This is a genomic window from Streptomyces sp. NPDC043870, assembly GCF_056435785.1.
This window is the reverse complement of the sequence record NZ_JBWKDT010000073.1, coordinates 1-17,844: the sequence shown is the minus strand read 5'-3', so window position 1 is coordinate 17,844 and position 17,844 is coordinate 1. Positions and strand designations below refer to the sequence as shown.

Sequence of the window (17,844 nt, the reverse complement as noted above, 5' to 3'; positions counted from 1 at the left end):
AAGCGGGGGGAGGAACGCCGGCACAGAGGAAGAAATAGAAAGGGGGGGGGGGGGGGGGGGGGGGGGGGGGCCCCCCCCCCCCCCGCCGCATTCGTGCGTCAGGCCCTGACGGGCTGCTCCGGCAACGCGGCCGCACGCCGCTGTCCCGTGACGCTCCCCAGCCAGCCGAGCAGGAACGCGACGGGCAGCGACCCCAGGGCGACCGTCTGCAGCGGGAACCAGGCGATGTCCCACTCGGGGAACAGCGCCACCGGGCTGCCGGAGAAGACGGGGCTCACGACCTGGAGTCCGAGCGCGCAGCCGAGACCTCCGTACAGCGTCCACAGCAGTCCCCTGCGTGTGAAGCCGTGCCAGAACAGCGAGTACACCAGGGCCGGGAGCAGGCAGGAGCTCGCCACCGCCAAGGAGATCGTGGACAGGAAGCCCATGTTCCAGCCCTGCACCCACACCGCGAGGCAGATGCTCAGCACCCCGACCAAGGCGGACGCGATACGGGCCGCGGCCACCTCCCGGCCCTCGGTCGTGCGCCCGCGGCGGACGACGTTGGTGACGAGGTCGTGGGCGACCGAGCCTGCGGCCGCCAGCGTCACGCTCGCGACGACCGCCAGCGTGGTGAGGAACACCGCACAGGAGACCAGCACGACGAGCCATGCCTCGCCCGTCTGCGCCGACGAGCCGCCCGCCAGATCGCCGGTGAGCATCAGCAGGCTGCTGGTGGCCCCGGGGTCGGCGGCGAGGATCTTCGGGGCGCCGATCAGCGCCGCTGCCCCGAAACCCAGCACGGTGGTGAGCAGGCAGATGGCACCGACGATGGCGATGGTGTGGCGGACCGTACGGCGTGCCGCGGCGGCGTCGGGCGCGGTGTTGAGCTGGGTGGCGACATGGGGCATGCATGCGACGCCCAGCACCACGGTGATCATCAGACCGATGAAGTCGAGGGTCCCCTCGACCGGGCTGCTGGCAGCGAACCGCAGGCCCGGACGCATATAGCCCTCGGGACGGCCGCTGCCCCGCCCGGCGGTCTCGATGAGGGAGTCGGGGCTCCAGTGGAAGCGGTGGAGCAGCACCGCCGCCACGGCCACGGCCATGGCGAGCAGGATCACCGTCTTGATCACCTGGATCGCGATCATGCCGCGCATCCCGCCGAAGGCCGTGGCGCAGACGACGAGGGTGCCGATCATGACGATGGCGGTCTGCTCGGCGCCGGGACCGGACAGGCCGAGCAGCATGGCGGTGGTCCTGCCCGCGCCGGAGAGCTGCACGATCAGATACGGGACGCACGCGCTCAGCGTGACGACGGCGACCGCGATCCTGACCGAGGGCCCCGGGGCCCGCAGGGCGAACGTGTCGCCGAGGGTGTAGCTGCCGCGTTCCCGCAGCGGGCCCGACAGCAGGAGCAGGACGCCGAGCGACAGCACGGTGCACAGGGCGATGAAAAGGCCGTCGAAGCCGAAGACCGCGACGGTTCCCGTCGTGCCGAGCACGGTCGCGGCGGAGAGATAGACGCCAGTGAGGACGAGGGCGCCCTGGACGGGCCGCAGCCTGCGGCCCGCCGTGTAGAAGTCGTTGACCCGGTCCCGCTCGGGGCCGTTGAGCACGCAGATGAGCAGGATCGGGACGATGAAGGTGAGGAAGCCGACGAGAACCCAGGAGCGGGTGTCCGTGTCCAGGTCGAGGGTGCCGGGATCCCCTGCGGCGAGCAGGATCTGAGGAAGCATCAGTGTTCCTCCATCGGCTCGTACGCGGCCTCCTCGTGGGCGGCGCGGTCGTAACGCGCCGCCGTCCACAACAGGAGCGAGCCCTGCGCGAGAAGGGCGACGACGCCGAGGTTGATTTGTCCGGCGACACGGGTGGCCAGCATGTCCTCTGCGGTGCAGGCAAGCAGGAGATGGACCACGAAGGTCAGTCCGTTGACGAGCGCGAAGGATCTGCCCGGCCGGTGGGGCCGGGGTCTTTGATGGAACCGGGGGGTGTGCGGATGGGCGTGCTGATGGGCCATTGAGCTCTCCTGGCGGGCAGGGATGCGCGCGCATCGCTTCGCTCGGGCGATGCCTGGCGAGGGCATTGCCCCTGATGAGGGCTCACCAGAGCACGTACCGACCGGTCAGTCCATGCGCTTCGGGCACCCCGTTGTCCGCTCCCAACTTCATAGGGGTGCGACTGTGCTGATGCCCATTCGGCCATCCGCGGTAAGGAATCCGGCCATGACGATACGCGTGCCAGACGGGCGTACCGCCGTGCGGCTTCAGCTTTCCGGGTCGGAGGGCTCTCCGCAGCCGAGGACGGCCGCCGGCCCGAGCAGTTGGAGCGCGTCGAAGGCGAGCGTGAGCCGTACGAGGTCGCGGGGGCGGGACAGTTCGAGACCCGTGATCTGCTCGAAGCGGCGCAGCCGGTTCAGCACCGTGTTGCGGTGGCACAGCATGTGCCGGGCCGCCTGGACCGCGGAGCCACCCTTGTCGATCCACACTCCGAGCGTGTCGATCAGCGTTTCGCGGTCGGTGGGCTCCAGGTCGTACAGCGGCCGGAGCACCCGCAGGGCCAGCTCGGCGGACAGGTCGGGCCGTGAGACCAGCAGACCGTCGGGTAGACGGGCGTCGAGCCGGGCGACCTCCCCGTCCGCGCGGCAGGTGCGTAGGGCGAGTCCGGCCATGTCCCGCGCCCGGGGCAGGTTCTGCAGGCCGTGGACGACGGGGCTGATGCCGATGCGCATGCCGGGTCCGGCGTCGAGGGCGGAGGCGAGCGCGTCGAGTGGGCGGTCGCCGAGGTGGGCGACGAGCACATCGCGCTGTGCGCCGACGTGGCGCAGGACGCGCATGCCACGGATCTCCGGAACGGCGTCGGGTGCACGGCCGAAGGGCGGCGTGGCCCGCAGCTCCGCCACCGCGAAGCGTCCGTCGGGCGGCAGATTGAGGATCGACGCGGCGTCCTGGATGAACGCCGGGTCGTTACGGCTCTCCAGGACGGCGGCGAGGATCAGGCGCACCCGCTCGTTGTGCTGGCTGGCCACGCCCTTGGCGACCTGGCGGTAGGCGTCGGCGACCAGGACGGCGTCGCGGTCATTCATCTTCCACACCAGCTCCGCCACGTGCACGAGGTGACGCTGTTCGCCGAGCCCGTCCCGCTCCACGACGCTGATGATGCCGCCCCAGACCTCCGAGCCGGCGACCCGGAAGGCGTGCATCACCTCGTCGAGGGGGCGGCCCTCCTCGGCACGGCGTATGCCGAGCTCACGGGTGTAGCGCTCGATGTCCACGATGCGGTCCGGGTCGAGGGCGGCCTCCAGCGCGAAGCGGATGCCGGTGTCCGCGGACTGCTTGAGGTCGGGCGGCGAGAGTACCGGGTCGGCGTAGTACGGCACCTCGGTGCGGATCTTGTGCACCACGGAGTCGGTGAAGGAGGTGCCCCGCCCAAGAAGGCGCCGGCAGGCGTGGTCGAGCAGCTGGAGCGGCGAGGGCTCGGCGGCGGCTTGGGGCAGCGGACCGACGGTGGAGACGGTGGTGACGCGGGGGCGGACCGTGCCACGGACGGAACTGGTGTGCATGGACCCTCCAGACGGACGGGGCGGGCAAGGACACCACGGCGGGTCGCCATGTCTTGTGCTGCGCGGGTCGCGGGTGCGGGTGCTCCACCGGTCGGCGATCGGCGTGTGGCGGCGGCGCACTTCAAGGAATCCACATGCTAAGCAGTCGGTCACCCCTTGGCGCGAGACTTCCGCCAAATCGTGATGATCCACGCACAGCAGGAGGTACGGATTGTGCCCTCTCACAAGCGGGGCGCGCCCCGGGTGGGAGCCGACAACGGCTCGTTCCCAGTCCATGGACGCCCTGCCCCCGCCGTGTTCCCGTAGCGCTCCAGTCCGGCGCCCGCTCGCCGAGGAGCAAGGAGTACGCCCTGATGAGCCCACCAGAGACCGAGGCCGGGACCCTCCGGGTCAGCGATCTGCACGTCAGCTACGGACGGTCCGTGCAGGCGCTCCACGGGGTGTCGCTGACCGTCCCGCAGGGCCGGATCGTCGCCGTGCTCGGCTCCAACGGCGCGGGCAAGTCCACACTGCTCCGTGCGGTCTCCGGGACCCTCGCGCTGCACCGCGGCACGGTCGACTGCGGCACCGTGCACTTCGACGGCGTACGGCTGAGCGGCGACGCCGCGCGGTCCGTTGCCGCCGGGGTGGTGCAGGTGCCCGAGGGCCGGCGGATCTTCGGCGCCCTGTCCGTGGAGGACAACCTCAGGGCCGGGTTCCTCGGGTCGTCACGCCGCTCGCGCGTCGAGCTGCGAGCCGCCCGCGATCGTGTCTTCACGCAGTTCCCGGTACTGGCCGAACGTCGGCGGCAGGCCGCCGGGCTGATGTCCGGCGGAGAGCAGCAGATGCTCGCGATGGGCCGCGCGCTGATGGCCGGGCCGCGCCTGCTCCTCCTCGACGAGCCCTCGCTGGGCCTCGCGCCGCTGATGGTCCGGCGCATCGCGGAGATCATCCGCGAGATCAATGCCCAGGGGACCTCGATCCTGCTCGTCGAGCAGAACGCCGCCATGGCGCTGGAACTGTCCGACCGCGCGTCGGTGCTGGACGTGGGCCAGGTGCGGCTGGAGGGGGCCTCGGCCGATCTCGCCGCGGCGGACGAGGTGCGGCGGCTGTATCTGGGCGAGAGCTACGAGACCGGCTGCGGCGCGCCCGACGCCGACGCGCAGTCCGCGACGTCCGCGAGCACTCCGGCCGTGACCGGACCGGGACTGACCGAGCTTGGCAGGTGGAACGGATGAGCATCGACGCGACGGCCACCACCCCCGAGGCCGCCACGGCCCCCGGACCGGACACGGGGCCCGACCCGGTCCGGGCCCTCACGGTCGAGAACCTGACCGTGCGCTTCTCAGGCCTGGTCGCCCTCGACGACCTGTCCTTCACGGTCCGGCCCGGCACGATCCACGCGCTCATCGGCCCCAACGGCGCGGGCAAGTCCACCTGCTTCAACGTCATTTCCGGCGTCTACCGAGCCACCGCCGGAAGAGTCCGGTACGCGGACAAGGACCTCACCCGCCTCGCACCCCACCGCATCGCGCAGCTCGGCGTCGCCCGCACCTTCCAGAACATCGTGCTCACCCACGGGACCGTCGCCGACAACCTCATGCTCGGCCGCCACCGGCTGAGCCGGGCGGGCTTCACGGCGAGCGCGCTGCGACTGCCGCACACGGTGCGCGAGCAGCGCCGCCACCGGGAGCGGGCGGCCGAGATCGCCGACTTCCTGGGTCTCGGCCCCGCGTTCGACAAGCCGGTCGCCGGGCTTGCGTACGGCGACCGCAAGCGGGTGGAAATGGCGCGCGCGCTGTGTATGGAGCCGCAGTTGCTGCTGCTCGACGAGCCCGTCGCCGGCATGCACCCGACCGAGCGCTCGGCGATGGCCGAGACGATCGCCCGGGTCCGTGACGCCCTGAAGATCTCGATCCTCATCGTCGAGCACGACATGGGCCTGATCATGCGGATCGCCGACTCGGTGACGGTGCTCGACTTCGGCCGGCTCATCGCGGACGGACCGCCCGAGCGCATCCAGAACGACCCGGCGGTCATCAGCGCGTATCTCGGTACCCCGGTCCAGGAAACAGAGCCGGGTCCAGAGCCCGGCCCGACACGCGAACCAGAACCCGGTCCGGCATCCGATCCAGAGCCCATCCCGGCACCCGATCCAGAAGCCTGCCTGGCACCCGAGCGGGTGGAGGGGACCGAACCGGACACCGAGCCGGACCCGGAACCTGCCACGGCCGCAGCCTCGGACCCCGCCAAGGACACCGAGCGCGACTCGGAGGAAGAATCATGATCAAGCTCACCGAAACCGTCCTCAACGGACTCGCGCTCGGCTCCGTCTACGCGCTGATAGCCCTGGGCTTCGTCGTGATCTTCAAGGCGTCCGGCGTCATGAACTTCGCGCACGGCTCCCTGCTGCTCTTCGGCGGCTATGTCACGGCCCGCCTCCACGACGCCATCGGCTTCATCCCCGCCGTCCTCGTCGGCGCCGCGCTCGCCGCAGCACTGGCCGGCCTGGTGCAGCTCCTGGCCACCCGCGGCCTGCGCGGCGCGGAGATCCACACGCTGACGATCCTCACCATCGGCGTGGACGTCCTGCTCAGCACCGAACTCAACCGGCAGGTCGGCGCCGACTACCTCACCATGGGCGACCCCTGGGGCGCCGATGTGACCCGGCTCGGCAGCATCACCGTCGCCGACGCGCGGATGGCGAGCATCGTCGTCGCGGTCGTCGTCATCGGCGCCTTCTTCGCCGCCTTCCGCTGGTCCCGCTGGGGCCTGTCCATGCGGTCCGCGGCCGCCGACCCGGAAGCCGCGACGCTGATGGGGATACGGCTGGACCGCGTACGCCTCATCGCCTGGTGCGTCGCCGGGGCACTGGCCGCCATCGCCGCCGTGTTCCTCGCCGCCTTCCCCGCACCGGGACTTGACCGTACGACCAGTCAGATCGCCCTGAGTGCCTTCCCCGCGGCGATCCTCGGCGGCATGGACTCGGCCGTCGGCGCGCTCGTCGGAAGCCTGGTGATCGGCCTCACGGCGGCGATGGCCGCCGGCTATCAGAACGAACTGAGCCTCCTGGGCGCCGGGTTCTCCGATGTGGCCCCCTACCTCGTGATGGTGCTCGTGCTCCTGGTCAGGCCCACCGGTCTCTTCGGATCGAAGGAGCTGACCCGTGTCTGACACCCGCGCCACCACCGAAACCACCGAAACCACCGACACCGCCGACACCGCCGACACCACCGAAACCACGGACACCGTGACGGCCCCCGCTGCCGCTCCTCCCGATTCCCCGTCCGCCCCGGGCAGGCGGTCCGGCAAGTTCTCCCCGCGCGGGCGGCGTGCGGCCACCCTCGCCGCAGGCGTGCTGGTCCTGCTGGCCCTGCCTTTCTACGTCACCTCGTTCTGGCTCCAGACGGGCCTGTTCGCCATGGCCGCCGTCATCGGCGCCATCGGGCTGAACCTGCTCTCCGGGACGACCGGACAACTCTCCCTCGGCCACGCCTTCTTCCTCGCCGTCGGCGCGTACGGCTATGTGTGGCTGGCGTCCGGGCCGTCCGGCACCGGCTCCAGCAGCCTGTACGGCCTCGAGCTCCCGCCCGTGCTCGCCTTCGTGCTGGCCATCGTCCTCGCCGGTGCGGCGGGCGGCCTGTTCAGCCCCATCTCCGGCCGGCTGCGCGGCATGTACCTGGGCATCGCGACCCTCGCCCTGGTCTTCCTGGGCCACCACATGATGCTCAACGCCCCGCATGTCACCGGCGGGTTCAACGGCCGCTCCGTACCGCCGCTGGACATCCTCGGCTTCTCCTTCACCGACACCTCACCCGACCGTCTCACCGTCATCGGCGTCCCCTTCGGCGGGCTGGAGCGCCTGTGGTACGTAGGCCTGGCCCTGGTCGCCGTGGCCTGGCTCGCCGCGCACAACCTCCTGCGCGGGCGCCCCGGCCGCGCACTCGGCGCCGTACGCGACAGCGAGGTCGCCGCGGCCGTCATGGGAGTCCATCTCACCCGCTACCGCGCCTCGGCGTTCATCGTCTCCTCGATGTACGCGGGCGCCGCGGGTGCCCTGCTGGCCCTGGTGTTCAAGCGTGTCGTCCCTGACCACTTCGGGCTCCTGCTGTCCATCGACTACCTCGCGATGATCGTCATCGGCGGCCTCGGCTCGGTCGGCGGCGCGGCCTGCGGCGCGGTCTTCGTCGCCCTGATCCCGCACCTGCTCACCAAGTACGCCGACGACCTGCCCCTGCTCACCGCTCCCGGCACCACGGGATCGGGCGTGTCCCCGGGCGACGCGGCCCGCTACCTCTACGGCACCGCGATCGTCCTCGTCCTGATCTTCGCCCCCGGCGGCCTGGCCGGACTGGCCCACAGACGGCCGCGCCGCAAGGGCGACGACTCCCCCCGCACCCGGCGTTTCCCTCTCCGCACCCGCACCACCCCGAAGGAGCACACCCCGTGAGACACACCCGACTTGCCCCGGCCGCAGCCGTCATCGCCGCACTCGCCCTGAGCGCCACGGCCTGCAGCACCAAGAGCGGTACCGACGCGAACAGCGCCGGCAGCGACGGCGTCAAGACCGGCCCCGGAGTGACGGAGAAGACCATCACCCTGGGCGCGCTGACCGACCTCACCGGCCCGTACGCCTCGCTCGGCAAGAGCATCGTCAACGCCCAGCAGCTGTACGCCGACCAGCTCAACGCCTCGGGCGGCATCTGCGGCCGGACCGTCAAGATCACGGTCAAGGACCACGGCTACGACGTGCAGAAGGCCGTGTCCGCGTTCACCGAGACCGAGCCGAACGTGGCCGCCGTGTCCCAGATGGTCGGCTCTCCCGTGGTGTCCTCGCTCCAACAGGAGCTGGAGTCCAAGCACCTGCTCACGTTCCCGATGGCCTGGGCCTCCACTCTGCTGGGCCGCGAGTACATACAGGTGGTCGGCTCCACATACGACGTCGACATGATCAACGGCGTCGACTTCGTGGTCCGCACGGCCAAGCTGAAGGCGGGCGAGAAGATCGGCCACGTTTACTTCGAGGGCGAGTACGGCGAGAACGCGCTCGCCGGTGCCACGTACGCGGCCAAGAACCAGAAGCTGACCATCGTCGGGCAGAAGATCAAGCCCACCGACCAGGACCTGACCGCCCAGGTCACCGCCCTCAAGCAGGCCGGCGTCAAGGCGATCCTGATCAGCGCCGGCCCGCGCCAGACGGCCGCCCTGGTCGGCACCGCGGCCGCCGCGGGCTTCGCCGTCCCGGTCCTCACCAGCTCGCCGGGCTTCGCCCCGCAGCTGCTGGCGACCCCGGTCGGCCCCGCCCTGGAGAAGATGCTCCAGGTGGTGAGCCCCGCCCCGGCGTTCAGCGCCGACAACCCGGCGATGAAGAAGCTCGCCGACGACTACAAGGCGAAGTACCCGAAGGACCTGCTCGACGCCGGTGTCGTCAGCGGCTGGAACGCGATCAGCGTCCTCGGCGAGGACCTCAAGGCGGCCTGCAAGGCGAAGGACCTGACCCGCGAGGGCATAGCGGCGGCCCACCGCAAGCAGTCCAAGCTCACGGTGCTCGGCGTGCCGCTGAACTTCTCGGACCGCGCCAAGCCGGCGACGTACCAGTCCTTCATCCACAAGCCGGCGAAGACGGCCCTCGGCGGCCTCGCGAACGTCGAACCGGCCCACGAGGTCCCCGCGGCGAAGACCTACACCCTGCCCAAGGACTGAGCCGCCCCGACGGTCCGGATGCTGACCGGCAGGTCAGCATCCGGACCGGGAAGAATGCCCATCCGGTCCCTCGGCTCCCCCTGATTCAGGGGGAATTCCCCGCGGGCCGGACACCCCGCACCGGGGCTCGGCGCGCCCGGCCTCAGAGGGCAATTGACGTAGGCGGATTACCCTTTATCGGCTAGTAAGTTCCTCGCCAGGTGACTGTGGTCTCGTCCGTTATGCGCTTGGCGAGGTTGTCGATCGAGGCGATGCGGGTCACGGCTTCGGAACTGGTGGACAGGGTCTCGTAGTCGCGGGCGAGACGCCGGCGGAGCATTGTCCACCCGGGACTTCGTTCCACTACCCAGCGCCTTTTGGCTACGTGAAAGCCGCGGATTTCGGGGCCTGGAGGCTGGTCTCGATCCATACCTGGTGAGCGTCCTGGTGGAGTTTGGGATCTTCCAGGAGAAGGCCGCGGGCCCGCAAGAACTGGCAGACCGGCTTGGCCGCGAGATTCGGATCGAGCTGCGCCAAGTCGTGGCCGTCGCGTTCGGCGATGACGATTTCGGCGCCGAGCCAGACACCAGAATGGTGAGTGTGCGGATGTTCTTGCGGTAGTCCGGCGACTGGCGTTCCCGCGGCAGCCGGGCGAACTCCTCGACCAGCTGTCCGGCCGCCTCGGTCAGCGGCAACTCACCCGTCGGCCGTCGCCGTAGCCGGGCCAGCACCGGGCCGGCCTCGTGACGGGCAGAGTCCCAGCGCACCGCCCTGCTGGGCGTCGTCAGGGGTGGCTACCGTCCAGCAGCGTGCGCATGTAGACCGTGTGCGCCGTGAGAAGTCGCACGACGCGGCCTGTCCCGTCCGGCAGGAACGGCAGGACGAGCATCGCCGGCACCGCTGCGGCGAGTGCGATCAGGACCGCCGGGACGAACAGGGTGACGATCACGCACCGGCGGGCGCCGGGCGGGAGCATGTGGGGCAGCCAGGACGGCATCATGAGGACCTCCTTGCGAGTCGGCCTCCGCGGGTTCGCGGTGGCATGTCACCAATCTGGTGAGCGGTTTGTTTGTCCGCCCAAGTTCAGGGCGTTCCCTCAGGTAAGGTCCGGACAAGACCGCATTGTCCGGCCGGACGGAAGGCCAGCGGTCGGCATCACCGGGGGGTGTGCGTGGTCGAGCGCCGCAAGAGAGGGCGACGCCGGGAGCCTGTCAGGACGGATAGCGATGAGGTGCGCCAACTGGCGGAGTTTCTGCGGAAGCAGGTTGACGCCAGCGGCAAGACCCTGACGACGCTGGCCAGGGAAATGCACATGTCCCGCACCGCGATCAGTGAGCGGCTTGCAGGCCGTCCATTGGACGAGCAGTTCGTCAGCGACCTGCTCACAGCCACCGTCCCCGAGCCGCGGCTGCGGCAGCGCCGACTGGCCGAGGCCCGTACGATGCTGCGCGCGGTAGCCCGGCCCAAGCCGTTGAAAGCCGCCTCGCCGCAGGAACGGCTTCGTGCGGAGTTCGTCCACCTCGGAGACAACATCCAGCGCATCACCCGCCTGCTGGAGAACTCGCCCGGTTCCCTGCCGGACGGTGTGTGGTTCGACGCCGGTGAGCTGAGCGCACACTGGGATCCCAGGGCCCGCGGCACGGAACAGGGCCGAGTCGGCTGGTATTTCACCGGCCGCCACCGCGCATTGAGTGAGCTGGTGTCCTGGCTCTCCGGCGGCGCCCCGGACGGACGGGTGCGGGTGGTGACGGGGGGACCCGGATCGGGAAAGTCCACAGTGCTGGCACGCATCGTCACCTTGGCAGACCCGGACCTGCGTAAGAGAACGCCGGTGGACGACGCGCCCGAGGCCACGGTTCCGCCGACCGGCTGCGTCGATCTCGCCGTCCTCGCCCGCGGCCGGTCGGTGTCCGACGTGCTCGACCGGGTCGCCGCCGTCGCAGGGGTCGACTTGGCCACCACGGCGGAAGCCCAACGGCTGGACGTACTCGCCGGGCTCCTTCCGGCGTGGCCCGCGGAACTCACCGTCGTCGTGGACGCGCTGGACGAGTCGGCCGATCCGGAAGGTCTCGCCCGCGCCCTGCGCAGGCTGGCGCGCGACGCCACCGGCCTGCGCGTCCTCGTCGGCACCCGTCCCGGCCCCCGCAACAGCCTGCTGACCGCGTGCGGACACGACGCCCGCATCATCGACCTCGACAGCCGCCCATGGCTGGACCCCGACGACCTGGCCGAGTACGTGCGCCACCGGCTGCTTGCTGCCGACGACGCGCATACGCGCAGCCCCTACCGCAACCAGCCGGATCTCGCCGCACGCGTGGCGGAAGCGGTCGCCGAGCGGGCGTACCCCACCTTCCTCATCGCCCAGCTCGTCAGCCGGACCCTGACCGACAGCGACACGGTCGTCGACCCAAGTGGGGAAGAACTGTCGCGTCTGCCGGGCACCGTGGCTGACGCTCTGGACGACTACCTCTTCCGCCTGGGCCCAGATCACCACCGGGTGCGTGACCTCCTCGTGCCCCTCGCCTACGCGCACGGTACGGGCTTGGCCCGTGACACCGTCTGGGTCGAGCTTGCGAGCGCCCTCGCCCAGCGCACCTACACCCTGGCCGACCTGGAGTGGCTGCTCTCCAGGGCGGCCGACTTCCTGGTGGAGCAGACCGTCGACCAGGAGGAGACCCATTACCGGCTCTACCACCAGGCACTGGTGGACCATGTGCGCTCGGCCCACGACGACCACCTCGTCGAACGCCGGATCACGCGCACCTTGGCCGGCCTCGCTCCGATTTGCGAAGGCCGGCCCGAGTGGGCGAAAGCCCCCGCCTACGTCCGCCGCCACCTCCCCCGGCACGCGGCCGCCGCACGACTGCTCGACCCGCTCCTTGACGACGCCGGCCTGCTCCTCGCGGCTGAATACGGGGAGTTGTCAACGGCGATCAGCGAGCGAAACCGTCACCTCACAAAGCCTGACAGCCGCGGTACCTGGCTCCACCATGTTCTTGCCAGCCCCGGGATGGAACCGTCCCGGCGGGCCGCGCTGCTCGAACAGTACGCCCGGCAGTTCGGCTTCGACCGCCTCGCGGACGACGTCGCCCGTGTCGCCCCGCACCGCCCATGGGCGACCCCGTGGGCACACCTGGGTCGGGACAACGTGACCGACGTCCACGGCTGCTGCGACGGCAACATCCATGCGGCGACGGTCGTCGAGGTGGGCGGTGAGCCAACTCTGGTACACAGCGGGCACGGGAACCTCGTCGTACGGCGGTTGGCCGACGGCCGGCGCCTCGCCCGGCTGGGCCCACACCACCCGTACAGCTCCGAAGTGGATTTCGGCGACGACTGGTTCGCGCACCTCGCGTGGGTCTACGGCGACGGGCAAGGCGCCCCCAACCCGTTCGACCAGGGGGTGACCGTACGCGTGGTCGCCGGCGGACAAGTCGCCGGGCAGACCTATGTCGTGGCGGGTGGGTACGACGGGGCCGTTCGCCTGTGGCACCTGGGTCCGTCGGTTTCGTGTGAGGCACACGAACGCACCCGGCTGGCCGCAGTCGAATCCTGGAAGTCCTCCCCGCGGTTCGGCGGAGCGAGCTGGATCCAGGGCGCCGCAGTAGTGGACGGTGCACGTCCGATGGTGGTGGTCGCCGAGCTCGGCGGCCAGGTGCACTTCCTCGATCTGGCGACGGGCTCACCCGCGCACCCTGTCGGAAAACACCCCGGAGACCTCACGCGGGCCATGGCCCATGGAACGGTGGGTGGCCGGCCCGTGGTGTTGACCGGGGGCAGCATCGGCGATGTACTACGGGGCTGCGTGCAGATGTGGGACCCGCTATCCGGCCTGCCGATCGGTGAGCCGATGCTCCACGACGACGAAGTCCGTGCGATCACGGTCACCACGCTGCACGGTCTGACCGTCGCGGTCACCCGCACCCATGGCGGTCACCTCAGCATCTGGGACCTGGCCACTCGCCGATTGCTCCGGCATCGCCCCACTGGACTGATTTCGACCTGGGGCGCACTTACACTGACGGAAATCGCCGGCCGTCGGGTGCTGGTCTTCGGCACCCAAGGAGGATTCGACACTGACCCGGACGGCCGCAGAACAATGATCAGCGGCTTCCGTATCGACCTGGTCGATTTCGCCTCGCTGGAGCACCTCGACCACCTGTGGATCAACTCCGAGGTGCTGTCCGTGACAGCCGCTGAGCAATTCCTGGTGGTCGGATGCATGTGCGGCACGTTGGCGCTGCGGTGCAGCGACACCCTAGTCCCATGAAGCCACGATCTGCTGCCGCGCCCGGCCTGGCCGCCCCCCCCAGGAACACCTTGATCTCATCTGAAACACCGGCGACAGCAGAGGACAGCCCGACTCTGGCCAGGTTCCGCTCTGCCCTGAACTAGAGGGCCCGTGCGCGGATCTCATGAGCTGCCGGCCGCCTCTCGACGACGAGGTAGCCAAGGACGCGGCGTCCGATGACGGCTGAGTGTCTGGTCGAGTCCGACCCCCTGGCCACGCCTTCTGCCGGTCACGTCTGCCGGTCACGGCGTATCTACGAGCGTAGTTCGATCGACAGATCCGCCGTATATCCAGCGGTGCAAGTCTCGTGGAGGTAGTGACCGGGTCTACCGAGCACCCGGCTGACGAAGCGACCTCAGGAACAAGTGATGCCTAAAACGGTTGTGCTGTTTTCCGGCGGAGTGGAGTCGACCGTAGTGGCGCACCAGTTGAGGCGGGAGGGCCACGAACTCCGGCTGCTGGCCATCGATTACGGGCAGCGGCATCGGCGCGAGCACGAGTCCGCCCGGATCATTGCGGACGGACTCGGGGCGGCGTTCCGTGTGATCGACATTCGACAGGTGGGTGGTCTGCTGCCCGGGAATTCGCTGACCGGGGACGGTCACCCACTCCTCGGTGATCTCCGGCTTGCTGATCTCGCCGGACTGGACCTCGTTGACGGTCTTGCGGCCTTCGACCGGGCCCAGGTCGAACAGGTACGGCGGGTTTGCGGTGGCCTCGACGAAGGCTGCGGCGGCCGGCTCCAGCACTGGGCGGGTGGTGGTCTCGGACATGAAGAGCCTCCTGGTGGGTGACGCTGGCGGCGATGTCCCGCGGCTGTCCGGCGGGCACGACAGGAAAAGTACTGCCCGATCAAGTTGTGCACAATCCAATCGGGCGGTATACGGTCGTGGGTGCCTGGAGGGGGTAGGATGACGTCCTTTGATGACTCGACGTGAGGACCGGAGCCATGGACGAGACCGCGCACCGCACCGCTGAGCCGGGCTCGCTTCTGCTCCAGGACCAGCTGTGCTTCGCCCTGTACGCCGCCTCGCGAGCGGTCACTGTCCGCTATCGACCGCTCCTGGACGAGTTGGGCCTGACCTACCCGCAGTACCTGGTCATGCTGGTGCTGTGGGAGCAGGACTCCATCTCCGTCCGGGAGTTGGGCGCCGCACTCCAGCTGGAATCGAGCACACTGTCTCCGTTGCTCAAGCGCCTGGAAGCCGCCGGCTTGGTCCGCCGCGAGCGCCGCGCCGACGACGAGCGGTCCGTAGCCGTCCACCTCACCCGGGCCGGTGCGGATCTTCGCGAGAGGGCCGGTACCGTCCCGGTGGCCATCGGCGAGGCCATGGGGCTGACTCCCGAGCAGGACGCCATGGCCAAGGACTTGCTCCGCCTGCTCACCAGAAACGTCACGAGCAACTGACCTGCCGGACGAGCCGGCGGGCAGGTCGAAGGGCGGCGCACCGCAGAGGGCTGGTGGTCACCGTTCGCCGTCGCCGGGGCGGTCAGGCCTCAGCGAGGTTCCCGGAGCCGGAGGGCCCCATGGCCGCCAGGAACCTGCCCTCGGCGATCTCCGGATCGACACCACGCAGGGCGTGTACGCCGTGTCCGTGACCATTGCCGTAGGCCTTGGTGGCGCCGGCCGCGCGGACCGCTGCACGCGTGAGCACACTCGAAGTCGTCGCTCACTCCTGGAGGTTGACGAAGCACGACAGGGAGCCCTTGGCGTCGGGTTTCTGCTCGTCCTTGAGCTTGCCGTCGACGTAGATCCGGCAGACGGTTCCGGGGGCCGGGTCCTTGACAGCCAGGTCGTTGAAACCGAACCCGACGTTCTGCGTCCTGGACCAGGGCAGTCGCTGCCCCCCGGCGGTCTCCCCGTCCTGGTCGCCGGCGAACCCGTAGCTGATGTCCGCGGCCGCGGGGCCGGTCACCTCCATCTTCACGTCCCAGCTCTCGGCGAACAGGCCGCAGCCGGTGAGCGACACCGTGGCCACGGCCGCGACTCCGGCCGCCACCAGCGACCTGACGTATGTACGGGATGCGGGGAAGTTCACAGCAAACTCCTCGTGCAGGCAGGGTCGTTCGTCTCGGACGCGGATCATTCTGGGACGCGGCCGACAGGTCCCGGTGCCGCCGAAAGACCGCATTCGCCGAAGCGGCATCGGCCGAAAGTACTCATCCGCTCTCCCCCCGCGGCAGGCACTCGAACCGCCGCCGTCTATCCTCCATGCCATGCCCCTGCCACTCCCGCGCCCCACACCGGGGGCCGTCGCCGGGGCATGCGTCTGCGCGCTGCTCGTGGTCCTGGACGCGGGTGTGGTGAGCCGCAGCGGCATCGGGCTCGCGGTCGCCGCGAGCGGCGTCCTGGCGCTGGGCACGGTCGCCGCGGTGCTGTCGGCCTTCCGGGCCGACAGGCAGTGGACGGCCTGCGCGCTGTCCCTCGCCATGGCTGCCGTCTCGCTGCTGACGACCTCACTGGTGGAACGCACCGTGCTGCAGCGCACCCCCGGATGGGCCGAACTCCTAGGGCTCCTGGTGCTGTTGTGCCTGGTCTGCCGGAACGCGCGGCTGCTGCCGCTCGTCCTGTCGGCGGTGCCGCTGTGCGTGGCAGTGGTGCGCCTCGCCGACCGTGCTCCGGCACTGTCGGACCCGCCCGTCCTCGACGACCGGGTCGACGTGCTGTTCACGCTGCTGCCGATGGGCTTCGCGCTGCTGGGCGGCTATCTGCGGACCGAGGACGGCAGGCGCCGGACCGTCGCCGAGCGGGTGCGTCAGTCCGAGCGCCTGGACCTCGCCCGCGACCTGCACGACCATGTGGCCCACTACGTCACGGCCATGGTGGTCCAGGCCCAGGCCGGAGAGCACACCGCCGAGCGTGACCCGGGCACGGCGCGCGAGCTGTTCTCCAACATCGAGAAGACCGGCCAGGAAGGGCTGGTGGCGATGGGGCGCATGGTCCGTCTGCTGCGCGAGACCGGCGGCGGCGATGCGGAGGCACCCGTCGCGCCCGTCATGACGAAGATCGAGGAGCTGGTCCACCGCTTCCCCTCCCCGGGACAGCATGCCTGGCTGGACACGGCCGACGACGTGGACAGCGCCGCCTGGTCGCCGCAACTGGCCAAGTCCGTCGAACGGCTGGTCCAGGAAGGCCTGACCAACATCCGCAAACACGCCCGTACAGCCACCACCGTGCACGTCGTGCTGGGGACCGACGGGGACCGGCTGGTCGTCCGGGTACGTGACAACGCGACCGGGCAGCAGCGCGGCCGGGGGTGGTTCCGGCCCAGCGGCTTCGGCATGATCGGCTTGTCGGAGCGGGTGGCCGAGCTGGGCGGCGAGCTCACCAGCGGCCCCATGCCCGAGGGTGGCTGGGAACTGGCCGCATCGATACCCATGAAGTGACCGTGCCCCACGAGGTGAACGTTCCTGACGAAGTGATCGTTCCCATGAAGTGACCGTTCCCATGAACTGACGGAGTGAGAACCCGCATTGAGCGTCTCTGTGGTGATCGCCGACGACCAGGAGATGGTCCGGACCGGATTCCGGCTCATCCTGGAGAGTCAGGACGACATTTCCGTGATCGGCCAGGCGTCCGACGGCGTCGAGGCTGTCGAGGCGGTACGCCGACTCAAGCCGGACGTCTGCCTGATGGACATCCGCATGCCGAAACTCGACGGCCTGGAGGCGACGAGGCGCCTGCGTCAGGACCAGGGCGCGGCGGCGTCCGGCACGAAGATCGTCATCGTCACCACCTTCGACCTGGACGAGTACGTCTACGGCGCCCTGCGTGCCGGCGCCAGTGGCTTCGTGGTCAAGAACTCAGGCCCCCGGCTGCTGACCGAGGCCGTGTACGCCGCCGTCAACGGCGACTCCCTCATCTCGCCGTCCGTCACCGTCAGACTCCTGGAACACCTGAGCAGGCCGTCACGCGCCGAGACCGGGGCAGCCGCGGCGCGACGCCTCACCCCCCAGGAGCTCAAGGTCGTGACCTTGGTCGCCCGCGGCCGCACGAACAACGAGATCGCCGAGCAGCTGACCCTCTCGCTCAGCACCATCAAGAGCCACCTCAGCCGGATCCAGGACAAACTGCCTGCTCGCAACCGCGTGGAGATCGCGGCCTGGGCCTGGGAGCACGGCATCGTCGGCTGAACGCCCGCGCGGCGGCTGAACGTTCGCGCGGCCTGGTCCAGGACACGTGCGGCCCGCCCCACCCGGGCCCCGGCGATATCCCGGACGGGCAGCGAGCGCTCGGTTTCCGCTCGTTGCCGTATCCCGGAACGGTGCGGGGCCGCGCGGTGGTTTCACCGTGCGGCCCCGGGCGGAGGGTGTGTGGGGTCAGCCCTTGCGGGTCTTGATCTCTTCGGTG

The 17,844-nt window shown here is 70.1% G+C and carries 16 protein-coding genes and 3 pseudogenes; 11 read left to right on the top strand and 8 right to left on the bottom strand.

The annotated features are described in order from the left end of the window. Nucleotides 1-98: 98 nt before the first annotated feature. The 3 genes from AC0699_RS37690 to AC0699_RS37680 form a co-directional block, all read right to left on the bottom strand. Nucleotides 99-1,718 (bottom strand): sodium/solute symporter, encoded by a 1,620-nt coding sequence (locus tag AC0699_RS37690; protein WP_478670300.1) that lies wholly within the window; start codon nucleotides 1,716-1,718, stop codon nucleotides 99-101. Further along, nucleotides 1,718-1,999: a hypothetical protein gene (locus tag AC0699_RS37685; RefSeq protein ID WP_478670297.1), complete on the bottom strand. Its 282-nt coding sequence runs from the start codon at nucleotides 1,997-1,999 to the stop codon at nucleotides 1,718-1,720. The genes AC0699_RS37690 and AC0699_RS37685 overlap by 1 nt, the downstream gene beginning before the upstream one ends. A 246-nt stretch (nucleotides 2,000-2,245) precedes the next feature. After that, a complete protein-coding gene (locus tag AC0699_RS37680) occupies nucleotides 2,246-3,541 on the bottom strand; it encodes a PucR family transcriptional regulator (protein ID WP_478670294.1) in 1,296 nt (431 codons plus the stop codon). 353 nt (nucleotides 3,542-3,894) lie between these two features. On the opposite strand from AC0699_RS37680, the gene AC0699_RS37675 reads away from it, so the two are divergent. The 5 genes from AC0699_RS37675 to AC0699_RS37655 are packed head-to-tail and all read left to right on the top strand — an operon-like array spanning nucleotide 3,895 to nucleotide 9,223. Next, nucleotides 3,895-4,758, top strand: coding sequence for an ABC transporter ATP-binding protein (locus AC0699_RS37675; protein ID WP_478670290.1), 864 nt, complete (start codon nucleotides 3,895-3,897; stop codon nucleotides 4,756-4,758). Next, nucleotides 4,755-5,807: an ABC transporter ATP-binding protein gene (locus AC0699_RS37670; RefSeq protein ID WP_478670287.1), complete on the top strand. Its 1,053-nt coding sequence runs from the start codon at nucleotides 4,755-4,757 to the stop codon at nucleotides 5,805-5,807. The genes AC0699_RS37675 and AC0699_RS37670 overlap by 4 nt, the downstream gene beginning before the upstream one ends. Beyond that, nucleotides 5,804-6,694: a branched-chain amino acid ABC transporter permease gene (locus AC0699_RS37665; protein WP_478670284.1), complete on the top strand. Its 891-nt coding sequence runs from the start codon at nucleotides 5,804-5,806 to the stop codon at nucleotides 6,692-6,694. Before AC0699_RS37670 ends, AC0699_RS37665 begins: the two co-directional genes overlap by 4 nt. Then, on the top strand, nucleotides 6,687-7,970 hold the full coding sequence (locus AC0699_RS37660; RefSeq protein WP_478670281.1) for a branched-chain amino acid ABC transporter permease: 1,284 nt from the start codon (nucleotides 6,687-6,689) through the stop codon (nucleotides 7,968-7,970). Before AC0699_RS37665 ends, AC0699_RS37660 begins: the two co-directional genes overlap by 8 nt. Then, nucleotides 7,967-9,223 (top strand): ABC transporter substrate-binding protein, encoded by a 1,257-nt coding sequence (locus tag AC0699_RS37655; RefSeq protein ID WP_478670277.1) that lies wholly within the window; start codon nucleotides 7,967-7,969, stop codon nucleotides 9,221-9,223. The genes AC0699_RS37660 and AC0699_RS37655 overlap by 4 nt, the downstream gene beginning before the upstream one ends. A gap of 181 nt (nucleotides 9,224-9,404) precedes the next feature. Here AC0699_RS37655 and AC0699_RS37650 read toward each other — a convergent pair. Further along, nucleotides 9,405-9,608 (bottom strand): annotated as a pseudogene (locus AC0699_RS37650) (IS5/IS1182 family transposase); the annotation flags it as partial. Between the two features lie 29 nt (nucleotides 9,609-9,637). Here AC0699_RS37650 and AC0699_RS37645 point away from each other — a divergent pair. Further along, nucleotides 9,638-9,823 (top strand): hypothetical protein, encoded by a 186-nt coding sequence (locus tag AC0699_RS37645; RefSeq protein WP_478670274.1) that lies wholly within the window; start codon nucleotides 9,638-9,640, stop codon nucleotides 9,821-9,823. Between the two features lie 163 nt (nucleotides 9,824-9,986). Here AC0699_RS37645 and AC0699_RS37640 read toward each other — a convergent pair whose 3' ends face one another. Beyond that, nucleotides 9,987-10,202, bottom strand: coding sequence for a dTMP kinase (locus AC0699_RS37640; RefSeq protein ID WP_478670271.1), 216 nt, complete (start codon nucleotides 10,200-10,202; stop codon nucleotides 9,987-9,989). 312 nt (nucleotides 10,203-10,514) lie between these two features. On the opposite strand from AC0699_RS37640, the gene AC0699_RS37635 reads away from it, so the two are divergent. Together AC0699_RS37635 and AC0699_RS37630 are read left to right on the top strand one after the other, a co-directional pair. After that, complete coding sequence (locus tag AC0699_RS37635; RefSeq protein WP_478670268.1) at nucleotides 10,515-13,472, top strand: hypothetical protein; 2,958 nt, start codon at nucleotides 10,515-10,517, stop codon at nucleotides 13,470-13,472. Between the two features lie 389 nt (nucleotides 13,473-13,861). Beyond that, nucleotides 13,862-14,032: pseudogene (locus AC0699_RS37630) on the top strand (7-cyano-7-deazaguanine synthase); the annotation flags it as partial. A 51-nt stretch (nucleotides 14,033-14,083) separates the two neighbouring features. Here AC0699_RS37630 and AC0699_RS37625 read toward each other — a convergent pair. Continuing rightward, a pseudogene (locus AC0699_RS37625) lies at nucleotides 14,084-14,419 on the bottom strand (esterase); the annotation flags it as partial. Between the two features lie 23 nt (nucleotides 14,420-14,442). On the opposite strand from AC0699_RS37625, the gene AC0699_RS37620 reads away from it, so the two are divergent. Beyond that, nucleotides 14,443-14,901: a MarR family winged helix-turn-helix transcriptional regulator gene (locus tag AC0699_RS37620; protein ID WP_478670265.1), complete on the top strand. Its 459-nt coding sequence runs from the start codon at nucleotides 14,443-14,445 to the stop codon at nucleotides 14,899-14,901. A gap of 82 nt (nucleotides 14,902-14,983) precedes the next feature. On the opposite strand, the gene AC0699_RS37615 is transcribed toward AC0699_RS37620, so the two are convergent. Together AC0699_RS37615 and AC0699_RS37610 are read right to left on the bottom strand one after the other, a co-directional pair. Further along, nucleotides 14,984-15,148, bottom strand: a complete 165-nt coding sequence (locus tag AC0699_RS37615; RefSeq protein WP_478670262.1) for a hypothetical protein — start codon at nucleotides 15,146-15,148, stop codon at nucleotides 14,984-14,986. A gap of 15 nt (nucleotides 15,149-15,163) precedes the next feature. Continuing rightward, a complete protein-coding gene (locus tag AC0699_RS37610; protein WP_478670259.1) occupies nucleotides 15,164-15,532 on the bottom strand; it encodes an MmpS family transport accessory protein in 369 nt (122 codons plus the stop codon). 178 nt (nucleotides 15,533-15,710) lie between these two features. Between AC0699_RS37610 and AC0699_RS37605 the strand changes: the two genes are divergently transcribed. Both AC0699_RS37605 and AC0699_RS37600 read left to right on the top strand, forming a co-directional pair. Continuing rightward, entirely contained in the window at nucleotides 15,711-16,880 is a 1,170-nt protein-coding gene (locus tag AC0699_RS37605) for a sensor histidine kinase (RefSeq protein ID WP_478670256.1), read from the top strand. A gap of 87 nt (nucleotides 16,881-16,967) precedes the next feature. Next, nucleotides 16,968-17,627 carry a response regulator transcription factor gene (locus AC0699_RS37600; RefSeq protein ID WP_478670253.1) on the top strand — a complete coding sequence of 220 codons (660 nt, stop codon included), beginning with the start codon at nucleotides 16,968-16,970 and terminating at the stop codon, nucleotides 17,625-17,627. The last annotated feature ends 217 nt before the right edge of the window (nucleotides 17,628-17,844 follow it).